Genomic DNA, 10403 nt, shown 5'->3' on the forward strand with positions numbered 1-10403 from the left:
GTCGCGGACCGCGCGTCCGCGTGCGCGGCCGCCCGAGGCGGGGCCGGCGACGAGTCAGCGCCCTGCCCGCACGAACGGACCCCGCCACCCGGGGCGGGTGACGGGGTCGCGGTGCGCGGGCGGCGTCGTGCGCCGGAACGGGTGTCAGGAGACGGTGGCCACCCGGATGGTCTCGGGCAGGGCGCGGATCGCGGCCACCACGTCCTCGGTGACCCCGTTGCCGCAGTCCGTGACCAGGTAGCCCATCTGGGCCTTGGTCACGAGCTGCTGGCGGTCCACGTTGATCCCGTGCTCGCCGAGCACGGAGTTCACGCGCGCCAGCACGCCGGGGACGTTGCTGTGGATGTGCAGCAGGCGGGTGCCGCGGATCTCCGGGTCCAGCTGGACCTCGGGGAAGTTCACGGACAGGCTCGTGGTGCCGTAGCGGCAGTAGTCCACCAGCTTGCCGGACACGAAGCCCCCGATGTTCTCCTGGGCCTCCGCCGTGGAACCGCCCACGTGCGGGGTGAGGATCACGTTGGGCAGTCCCTGCAGCGGGGAGACGAAGGGCTCCCCGGCGGCCTTGGGCTCCGAGGGGTAGACGTCCAGGCCCGCGCCGGCCAGGTGCCCCGAGACGAGCGCCTCGTGCAGCGCCTCGATGTCCACCACGTGGCCGCGCGAGAGGTTGAGGAAGATGGAGCGGGGCCGCATCTGGCGGAACTGCTCCCGGCCGAACATGGCGGTGTTGGACTCGCGCCCGTCCACGTGCAGCGTGACGGTCTCCACGCAGGAGAGCAGCTGCTCCAGGGAGTCGCACCTGGTGGCGTTGCCCATGGCCAGGCGGTCCTCGACGTCGTAGTAGTAGACGTCCATGCCGAAGGTCTCCGCGACCACGGAGAGCTGCTTGCCGATGTTGCCGTAGCCCACGATGCCGAGCGTGCGGCCGCGGACCTCGTGGGAGCCCTCGGCGGACTTGTTCCACACGCCCTGGTGCACGGCGGCGTTCTTGTCCGTGAGGTGGCGGGCCAGGGCGATGATCTCCGCGAGCGCGAGCTCCACCACGGAGCGGGTGTTGGAGAACGGGGCGTTGAACACGGCCGTGGCGGTGTCCGTGGCCGCCGTGAGGTCGATCTGGTTGGTCCCGATGCAGAACGCGCCCACGGCCAGCAGCTTCGGGTGGGCCTCCAGGACCTCACGGGTGACCCGCGTCTTGGACCGGATGCCCAGCAGGTCCACGCCCTCCAGGGCGGTGAGCAGCTCCTCGGGGTCCAGGGCGCCCTTGCGGGTCTCGACCTCGAACCCCCGGCTGCGCAGGGCGTCGACGGCGTCGGTGTGGATGTTCTCGAGCAGTAAGGCCTTCACGCTGTCATCCTACGGTCCGGGTTCGGGGCCCTCCGCCCCGTGACCGGGCACGACGCCGTCGGGCCGGGGTGACCCGCGGACGGGCACGACGTCGCGTGGCCGGGGTCGCTGCCCCGGCACCGGATGTGCGGCGCGGCGGGAAGCCGTGCGGGCGGCGTCGTGACGGCATATGCGCGGCCCCCGCCGAGAAGCGGGGGCCGCGCGGTGCGGATGCGGGATCAGACCCCGCATCCGGGTCTCAGGACCGGAATCAGCCGGCGATGCCGAAGGCCTTGAGGAAGTCGAGAACGATGCCGGCAACGGTGCCGAGGGACTGGATGATGGAGGTGAAGATGTCCATGGTGCGTGTCCTTTGCTGTTGAACGTCGGTGACATGTACCGGGCCATCCCCGAGCGGATGCTGATCCGTTCTGACCCGGTAGTAACTACGCTACGGAGCCGCCCGGATCGGGACCACCGACCACCGGCCAGATCTGGGCTGGACCCCCGGCCAGGACCGGACTGGCCGATCGGCCAGTCCGCCGTCCCCCGCACGGGGGACACCTCCGAGACCTTTTCCTGGTGCGTGTGGCGCTCAGCCCTGGTAGGCCCGCAGCAGCCGCTCACGGACCGCGTCCATGCCGTACTCCCGGGCGATGGTGTCCCGCGCCGCCCGCCCGGTGCGTGCCCGCAGGTCGGGGTCGGACAGCAGCTCTGCGAGTGCGCGTTCGAGATCCGGCTGCGAGTCGTCCACCACGGCCCCGGAGCCGGTGCGGCGCACCGTGTCCGCCAAACCGCACGTGTCCGTGATCACCACCGGCAGCCCGGAGGACATGGCCTCCAGCACCGACATGGGGTACGGCTCGTCCACCGAGGGCAGCACGTAGAGGTCCGAGTCCCGCATCCACTGCGCGGCACCCGCGGAGTCCACCGGGCCCGCCCAGGTGAGACGGTCCCCGAGGTCGGCCTCCGCGATCGCGCGGCGCACTGCGTCCCCCTGTCCCTCGTCCGGGCCCACCAGCGTGAACGTGGCGTGCGGGAAGCGCTGCGCGAGCGAGCGGGCCGCGGCCACGAACGCGAGCGGGCGCTTGCGCTCCTGCAACCGGGCGAGGAACAGCACCCGGCAGGTCCCGTCCGTCCTCGCCGTGCGCGACTGTGCGCCCACGGGCATGCCGTTGTGCAGCTCCATGAGGTTCACGGGACCGCGCGCCACCTGTGCCACCTCCCGCTGCTCTCGCGGTGTCAGGTGGAAGATGCGGTGCGCGTCCCGCAGCACGCGCCGGGTCAGGGCGGCGTCCAGCGGACCCGCGAGTGGGTTCTCCGACGGGTCGATCATCCCGTGGGTCTGCAGCACCGTCCGGGTGCCCGCGCGCTGCGCGAGCCACGCCGCGGGCAGGGTCAGCAGGTCCCGGGCCATGTGCACGTGCACCACGTCCGCGCTCGGGGCCACCCGGCGCACCCACGAGAGCATCGCGGGGGACGTCAGCCCCGCGAAGCCCGCGCCCGGCAGCACGAAGTGCGGCGGGAACAGGGCCGTGCGCACGCCGTCGCGCTCCGTGGGCAGCAGGGTGCCCAGCTCGGAACCGGTGGCCGCGAGCACGACGTCGTGACCGGCGTCGGCAAGCGCGCGGCACTGGTTGAAGGCCACCGTGGTGGGCCCCCCGTACGCGTTGGTGCCCGAGACGAGGGCCACGATCTGCAGGATCCGCATGCCGCTCACGCCCTCGCGGCCACGGGGGCCAGGACGCGCTCGCCGGCCGGGACGTCCCGGGTGACCAGGGCGGTGGCGCCCACCACGGCGCCCTCGCCCACGGTCACGCCGCGCAGGACCGTGGCGCGCAGGGCGATCCACGCTCCGTCGCCCACGGTGATGGGCGCGTTGTCGAACTCGAACGCGGGGTCGTCCGCGCGGTGGCTGCCCGTGCACAGCATGGCGCCCTGCGAGATGCACACGTCCGAGCCGATCGTGACGGGCTCCAGGTTCAGCAGCCACGCGCCGACGCCGATCCACGAGTTCTCGCCCACGCTCAGCTTCCAGGGCCAGTGGATCCGCACGTCGTGACGGATCAGGGTGCCCTCCCCGATCTGGGCCCCGAACGCGCGCAGGATGCGCGTGCGCACGAGCGGAGGGCACAGCACGGAGCGCTGCAGCGGCTCCGCGACGAGTGCCCACGCCGCGCACTGGAGGGTGCTGCGGCCCTTGTCGTAGCCGCGGCCCGTGAACGTGGCGAGGCGGCGGTGGTGGTGTGTCATGTTCTCTCCCCCTGTGGTGGTCGTGCGGTCCTGCGATGTAGGTGTCGGGAGGCCGTCCTGTCGGCCCGCCGGTGGCGGGGTTCTCGGTCCTCTATCCGCCGGGTGGTGCGTGATGTACGGGTGCTGAGTACGCAATCTTTCCCTCGTGGGTCACCAGCCGGGCGATGGTGAAGCCGCCTGGGACGGTGCTCACCTCCTGGCCACCCACGATGCTCTCCGGCGGGTTCTGGAACTCCACGCCGGTGTCGTCGAGCGCGAGTCCCGCTGGCCAGGTGTTGTGGAGGAACTCCACGGACCGAACCGGGTGCGCGGTCCGCACGCGCATCCCGGCGGGTCCTGGCCCCGCGCCGCGGTCGATCTTCGCCACCTCCGAGAAGTCGGTGGCCTCGTGGCTCCCGAAGGAGTAGTAGCGGCGGCGGTCCGGCGATGGGACGGCGGGGTCTCCGCCGTCGTACACGACCACCGGGGCGCCGCGGACGCCGGATACGCGTGAGCCGCCCTCGTCGAGGACGTCCACGACGGTGACGACGTGCTCACCCCCGCGCAGGTCGAGGTCCCGCTCTATCACTGCGGCTGTGACACCGCCCGCGGCCACGGGGTCTGAGGTGGCCTCAGCAAGGATCTGCCCCGTGGCGGACGTGACTCTTGCGCGAATCCGCACGGTGGCGTCGCCGTGGTTGACCACGAGCCCCTCCGCCAGGAACTTCCGCCCAGCGACGAGGTACTGCGGTGAGCTCACGTAGGCCCGGGTTTCGGAGTCCCCCTGGGCCGCGTCCCTGAAGACCGCAGAGTGATGAGCCAACAGATCCGCGCGCGTGCTGCCCCAGTCAGTGGAGGGCTGGACCGACGTGTGCTCCACGGCGTCGTTCCACGTGACTGCCGTCAACCACGCGGGGTGAGACGCCAACTGGGCCTCCAGATGACCCCGCCACAGCTCGGTGCCTCGGGCATCCACGTAGCCGCCACGGTCCGTCTCCCTGTCGTACCCGGGCAGTGTCCCGCCCGCGAACGGGATCTCGTTCGCCGCGGCCCACGAGGCGAAATCCTCCAGGACCGCCGACTCCTTGTCCTCGAACAGCCACACGGCGTCGAAGCAGTGGGCATAGGGATCGATCATCGAGGTCTCGAGCGAGTCCCCGTGCTGGCTGGCCTCGGTTTGCAGCTCGGCGACCAAGAAGACGTCGGTGCCCCGTTCATGGAGGTCACTGCGCAACGAGTCCCACTGCCCGGGAGAGAGGGACCGAGCGTTGTATATCCAGACGAGGAGGGCGCTGCCCGAGCGTGCGGCGGAGGCATGCTGTGCTGCGGTCTCCGCGTACTGCTCGATCATGGCCGTGGCCCCGCTGGGGGAGGACACCTGCAGACAGGGGGCGACCGAGAGTCCTGGGGAGCTTGCACCCTCCCACGACTGATCGGTGGCGGTCATCCAGTCACCCACGAAGTCCGCACCCGTGTTGACTCCCTCCAGCAGGAGGATCTGCATTCCCGTGAGTCCTGCCGAACGCGCTTGCTGGACCTGGTCCGCGATCTGTCTCTGGTAGCCGGTCCCTGCAGGTGCGAGGGACAGTGGTCTCTCGCTGCCGTAGTGGACGTCGCTGCCGGATGCCAGGGGAAGACCTTGCGGTACCATGTGCGCCCACACCTGGCGCCGGTGGAGGGCGTCGTCAGGTGCGGGGGTGCGGGACACCGGCCCTGGGCCGTCCGCGCACGATGCGCACGCGGCCAGGGGGGCGACTCCCAGGAGCATCAGGACAGTCCGCCGGTTTGCTCCGACCCGGGCCATCGGACTGTCTTCATCCCGTGTGGGCATCGGCTACGGGGCCTCTCACCGTGGAACCGCGAGTGCGGGTGACGCGCAACGACCTGCGTTGCAGGAACGCCGCAGTGGCAGGGCGAAGCACGCGTTCGAGGATGGCAACCGCGATCATCATGGAGATGATGCGGTTGACGGCTCTCGTGTTGTACTGCGTGATCATGACGACCGTCAGCATGGCCATCCCCAGCAGGGCGGCAAGGAAGAGCACCATGGTGGGATGGGGATTGGAGCCCACGCTGCGCAGACACCCGCGCACCACCAGACCCCAGGCCAGCGTGAACAGCATGAGGCTGAACCCGCCGAAGCTCGCCCATTCCCCCAGCGCCGAGTACGGGATGAACTCGTGGACCCGCATCGAGAACAGGATGTCGTCCCACCCCACGAGACGTCCCGGCCCAGGGTTGAGGGAGATCAGCATGTCCTGGGCCGTGATCCCGTACTCGTGGCTCGTGAACACGAGCAGCGGGATGCTGAAACCGAAGCTGCTGGTGGTGGTGAGCAGGGACTCGCTGATGAACGACGGCTCCAGGATGACATCCGCCATGGCGTGGGCGTACGGGACCAACCCGTGTTCGGTCAGATCTCGGCAGTAGAGCGGGATCGGGAGCAGCACGACCGTGATCACGGCTGTGTACAACCACCCCAGCCAGGAGACCCGCCCTCCCGCCAGGAAGCGCCCGGCCATGTAGAGCACGACCACCCCGGCGAACACCCGTGTGGCACACGCGAACAGAAGCACGAGCCACAGGACCATGGCGATCCTCCCCAGGAACGGGTGCCTCACGGACAGGAACCCGGCCGCCAGCACCGCCATCGGCTGCGCCACGCTCGACGCGGACACCAGTGCAGGAGGCGCCATGAAGATCAGATACTGCGGAGCTTCCAGCAGGTACCGTCCCTTCGTCGCCACGAGGGCGGCCATGGCGCCGAACGTCACCAGGATCCAGAGCCAGGACAGTGGGCGGACCTGTTTGCCGATGGTGCTGATCAGCACCACCCACGAGGGTGGGTGGCCTGGCAGCGGAAAGAGCAGCGCCAGCAGGAGACCGCAGACGGCCCACGACACGAGGCGGGCCGCATCGGCGTGGTTGTACGCGGCCCAGACGGGTGTGAACGGGCTGGGCAGGGTGACGACCGAGTGATTCAGGAAGTAGACCGTGGATGCCCAGCTGACGAACAGGAAGGCGATCAGCGTGAGCACCGGGACGCGGTCCATCGTGATCGCATCACGCCACTTCATGACGACAGCGAACCGTTCTGCCCGACGGTCGAGGACGTCGTGTGATGGCGGGGCACCACGCGTCGGCGGGTGGCCGCCTGCGCAGCCGCGAGACCCAGGACCGTCCCCACGGTTCCACCGATGAGAGCCCACTGACTGGCGCTGGGCTCGTCGCTCGTCGTCGCGGCACTGCCCTGCTGGACGATCGCGACGTCCACCTGGGGCTCGCCGTCGGTCTGCGGGGAGAACTGCCGGATCGCGTTACGGAGGCCAACCGCCAGGTCATCCGCCACGGCGGCGCTGCGTTCCTTGTCGGAGTCCGTGTGAGCCAGCTTGACCAGGCTCGAACCGGTGGGGACCTCGACGGTCAGGTCGTCGGCGATCTCATCCGTGGACTTGCCGTGGTCCGCAGCTTCCTCCATGACGCTCGTGGTCAGCGCCAGGTTGTTGTACGTGGGCATGTTGCTGAGGATGTACTGCGAGACCGTTTCCGTCTGTCCGTTCGGCAGGTTCTGGGCCGGCGTGACCATGACCGTGGTGGTGGATGTGTAGCTCTCCGGGCGAAGGGCGGCCACGCCGCCTCCGATGGCGGCGCCGAGGAGCGTGACCCCCAGGACGATGCCCACGAATTTGATGATGACGTTCTTGACACGTGCTGACACGTGATCTCCCCCAATTTTCTCCTGCATTCCCATCAGCCCGACGGGAACCCCCAATGTTTATGTAGCTATAACTGGGGACAAATGTCTGGACAATTGCCCCTATTTGGGGGACAGGGTTCTGTTTTCTCGGACATCCGTCAGATGTGCAGCCACCGTGGCGTCGATGTGCCGGATTCCCGGCGGTATCGGCATGCAGGCCCGAAATCTCGGGATACTTCTGCGCTACTCCCACCGCGCCTCCCTGTCCCGCTTTCACCATGATAGCCTGAATATCGCTCTGCGTTTCTATGACAAATAATTTGTCCGCAGATGTTCACCCCGGGGAGCCGAGAACGGTGGGGTGATTCGTGGTTATCAGGGGAGAGGGCCACCATGCCGAAGCTGACCGTCATCATGCCCGCGTACCGCGCGGGTGCCACCGTGGAGAGCGCCATGCGCTCCACGCTGCGGGCCATGCCCCGCGACTCCGAGCTCGTGGTCTCCGTGGACGGCCCGGACGCCGAGACCGAGCGAGCCGCCCATCGGGTGGTGGACCGCCGCGTCGTCGTGCGGGAGAACGCGGTGAACGTGGGGACCGTGGCCCGGATGAGGGAGGCGCTGGACACCACCGACAGCGCGTTCGTGGCGCGCACCGACGCGGACGACCTCTCGCTGCCGTGGCGGTTCACCGCCAGCATGCGGGCACTGGGCCGCGCGGATATCGTGTGCGGCGGCGGCGTCCGGTTCGGGCAGGGAATGCTCCCTCGGCCTTCCTACCCCCGGAGCCTCACGAGCACGGAGCTCGGGCTGCTGCTGCCGTTCGTGAACCCGCTGTTCCACTCCAGCATGCTCGCGCGCCGGGAGAGCCTCGAACTCGCGGACGCCTATGCGCGGCCCAACACCGCCGAGGACTACGTCCTGTGGCTCGACGCCCTGTGCCAGGGCGCCCGGATCCACAAACTGGCCGTGCCCCTGATCGCCTACCGGCTGAGCCCGGGGCAGCTGTCGAGCGCGCCGGACTACCACGCCCGCATCGCCCGGGACGCTGAGGTCCGGCGCGCGTGGGACGCGTGGGCCCGGACGAGCGGCATGACGTGGCTCGTGGACAACGGGGGCGGTCCCGGCAGCCCCGTGGGCACCGCCGAGCAGCTGCGGGCGGTTGTGGCCGGGGTTCGTCCCGGAACGCGGCACTACGCGCGGCGGCACCTTGCGCAGGTCGCGGGCGTGGCGAGGGAACCCGCATGCTGAACCAGATCAAGTCCCTCATCGAGCGGGCCCTGCCCCGGGTGTCCTCGGCGCTGGTCATCCTGACCCTCGCGGCGTTCACCAACCCGCACTACGTGGGCATCTACAACGTGGTCACGCTGTGCTACACGGCCATCCAGGTGACCATCGACTCCGGCGCCAGGTTCGCGGTGATCCGCGTGCTCACCGAACCCGGTGGCATGCGGATCATGAACCGCTACCGCGCGATCATGCCCGTGCTGGCGTTCACGATCCTCGTGGGGCTCATGCTTTTCCTGCGCTCCAACGGGACCCTGGAGAACTGGGGCGAGTTCCTCCAGGTGCTTCCCGTGGCGTTCGCTCCGGGTTTCGGCGCCCTGGGGCTGCTCTACGTGGGCACCCTGCAGGCCACCAACCAGTGGGGGACCCTGGCGCGGATGCAGCTGTGCGCCTCCGTTGCGGGACTGGCCGTGGGCGGTGCGGTGCTCGTCATGACCCACTCGTTGCTGGGGCCCTCCCTGCAGCTGGCCGTCACGGAGGGCACCTTCGCCCTGCTGTGCTGGCGGGCCGCACGACGCAGCACGGAACCGCTGCCGCGGTCCACCCCCGGGGAGAAGTCGATCCTCTCGGACATGACCACGATGTCCGGCTACGCGCTCATGGCCTGGTTGCAGGGCCAGGCCGAGCGGCTGTTCATGACGGTCTTCGCCGGGACAGCGGTGCTGGGCACCTACACCGCGGGCAGCGCCGTGGGCCGTGCGCCGGGAGACGCGCTCGCGGCGTCGACCGCCAACATGGTGCGTGTGGGGGTGGCGGACAAGGAGACCCCCGACGAGATCCGGGACGCCAGCGACCACTACCTGTTCCGAGCGCTCATCCTGGCCGTTGCGGGGGTGGTCGTCTCGCAGGTTGCCGCCATCGTCCTCACACCGATTCTGGGGGAGGAGTGGCGCCCGGCGATGGCCATGGTGCCGTTCATCGCCATGGTGTCCTTCCCCGGTGTGCTGTCCTGGGCGGCGTCGGTGCTGCTCGTGCGCACGGGTGCGGCGTGGAAGACGTTCGTGGGGCCTGTCATCGGCATCGTCTTCGGTGCCGTGATCGCGTGGGTGGCGTCGTTCAACCTGCAGCTCGCGGCCACGGTGCTGGTGCTGCGCGAGTTCGCCGTGGTGCTCACCGCCTACCTGCTCGTGGGCAGGGCCGCACCGTGGCGGTCGTTCTGGTTCGGGGCGGGGCTCAGCGCCGTGGGTCTCACGGTCTGCTGGCTGGGAGTGCTCTGAGCACCAGCGTGCTCACGGGAGCCGGTCGTAGCTTTCTCGCATGACAACTCCTGGATCCGGCGTCCGCCCGGCGCAGGCGGCCCGGGGACGCTCCGGCTTCATCCGCGACCGTTTGAGCGAACCCGCCGCGCTCGATTCCCGTGACCGCCGGAATCGTATGGTCATTGCGCTGCTCATGGTGGTCGTGGGCCTCGTGCTGTTCTTCTCGGTGTGGGACTGGTGGACCGAGCAGGAGGACCTCTCCCGGTGGGACGTCCCCGCCATGACTTGGCTCATGGAGCACCGCAATCCCGTGGCGACGGCGGTCCTGGAGGTCATCACCACCATCACCGCGCCCGCCGGGATGATGATCATCTGCGCCGCCACCGTGGCGGTTTGGCTGCGCCGCAGCCGGCACTGGTGGCCCCCCGCACTGCTCGCCGGTGCCATGGGCGTGGCCGTGCTGTGCATCGTGGGGATCAAGTCGATCGCCGGCCGGGGCAGGCCGCCGATCGCGGACATGCTGATGGGTGCTGACTCCTCCTACTCGTTCCCGTCCGGGCACACGCTGGCCACGTCCACATTCGTCCTCGTGGTCATCTACCTCGCGTACTTCCGGCCACGTGTGGCGGCGCCGCCCCGGAGCATGGGCGGGGGCGGCGGGGGTGCCCGAT

Annotated in this window: 9 protein-coding genes; 3 read left to right on the forward strand and 6 right to left on the reverse strand. The window is 69.7% G+C overall.

Features of this window, described 5'->3' with window-relative positions; translation table 11 throughout:
- Positions 1-144 precede the first annotated feature (144 nt).
- From serA to D9R02_RS09735, 6 genes are all read right to left on the reverse strand, one after another.
- The gene (gene serA / locus D9R02_RS09710; RefSeq protein ID WP_039101347.1) at positions 145-1341 is read right to left on the reverse strand and encodes a phosphoglycerate dehydrogenase; all 1197 of its coding nucleotides are present in this window, start codon (positions 1339-1341) and stop codon (positions 145-147) included.
- 574 nt (positions 1342-1915) lie between these two features.
- Positions 1916-3031: a glycosyltransferase gene (locus D9R02_RS09715; protein ID WP_121566824.1), complete on the reverse strand. Its 1116-nt coding sequence runs from the start codon at positions 3029-3031 to the stop codon at positions 1916-1918.
- A 5-nt stretch (positions 3032-3036) separates the two neighbouring features.
- Positions 3037-3573 carry a DapH/DapD/GlmU-related protein gene (locus D9R02_RS09720; protein ID WP_039101349.1) on the reverse strand — a complete coding sequence of 179 codons (537 nt, stop codon included), beginning with the start codon at positions 3571-3573 and terminating at the stop codon, positions 3037-3039.
- A gap of 91 nt (positions 3574-3664) precedes the next feature.
- A complete protein-coding gene (locus D9R02_RS09725; protein WP_039101350.1) occupies positions 3665-5056 on the reverse strand; it encodes a glycoside hydrolase family 71/99 protein in 1392 nt (463 codons plus the stop codon).
- Positions 5057-5366: 310 nt separating this feature from the next.
- Entirely contained in the window at positions 5367-6629 is a 1263-nt protein-coding gene (locus D9R02_RS09730) for a hypothetical protein (RefSeq protein ID WP_121566825.1), read from the reverse strand.
- A complete protein-coding gene (locus tag D9R02_RS09735; protein ID WP_039101352.1) occupies positions 6626-7270 on the reverse strand; it encodes a Wzz/FepE/Etk N-terminal domain-containing protein in 645 nt (214 codons plus the stop codon). Before D9R02_RS09735 ends, D9R02_RS09730 begins: the two co-directional genes overlap by 4 nt.
- Before the next feature lie 372 nt (positions 7271-7642).
- Here D9R02_RS09735 and D9R02_RS09740 point away from each other — a divergent pair, with 372 nt between their 5' ends.
- The 3 genes from D9R02_RS09740 to D9R02_RS09750 all read left to right on the forward strand — a co-directional run.
- Entirely contained in the window at positions 7643-8497 is an 855-nt protein-coding gene (locus tag D9R02_RS09740; protein ID WP_121566826.1) for a glycosyltransferase family 2 protein, read from the forward strand.
- Positions 8491-9750, forward strand: a complete 1260-nt coding sequence (locus D9R02_RS09745; RefSeq protein ID WP_121566827.1) for a lipopolysaccharide biosynthesis protein — start codon at positions 8491-8493, stop codon at positions 9748-9750. Before D9R02_RS09740 ends, D9R02_RS09745 begins: the two co-directional genes overlap by 7 nt.
- A gap of 40 nt (positions 9751-9790) precedes the next feature.
- The coding region (locus tag D9R02_RS09750) for a phosphatase PAP2 family protein (protein WP_147435350.1) at positions 9791-10403 on the forward strand (613 nt) is incomplete at its 3' end.

The organism is Kocuria rhizophila (genome assembly GCF_003667225.1).
GTDB lineage: Bacteria > Actinomycetota > Actinomycetes > Actinomycetales > Micrococcaceae > Kocuria > Kocuria rhizophila.

What these genes read in the sequence shown, in the direction of transcription:
- D9R02_RS09715 (WP_121566824.1), bottom strand. Translation starts at nt 3,031, where the DNA reads ATGCGGATCCTGCAGATCGTGGCCCTCGTCTCGGGCACCAACGCGTAC.
- D9R02_RS09720 (WP_039101349.1), bottom strand. Translation starts at nt 3,573, where the DNA reads ATGACACACCACCACCGCCGCCTCGCCACGTTCACGGGCCGCGGCTAC.
- D9R02_RS09725 (WP_039101350.1), bottom strand. Translation starts at nt 5,056, where the DNA reads ATGCAGATCCTCCTGCTGGAGGGAGTCAACACGGGTGCGGACTTCGTG.
- D9R02_RS09730 (WP_121566825.1), bottom strand. Translation starts at nt 6,629, where the DNA reads ATGAAGTGGCGTGATGCGATCACGATGGACCGCGTCCCGGTGCTCACG.
- D9R02_RS09740 (WP_121566826.1), top strand. Translation starts at nt 7,643, where the DNA reads ATGCCGAAGCTGACCGTCATCATGCCCGCGTACCGCGCGGGTGCCACC.
- D9R02_RS09745 (WP_121566827.1), top strand. Translation starts at nt 8,491, where the DNA reads ATGCTGAACCAGATCAAGTCCCTCATCGAGCGGGCCCTGCCCCGGGTG.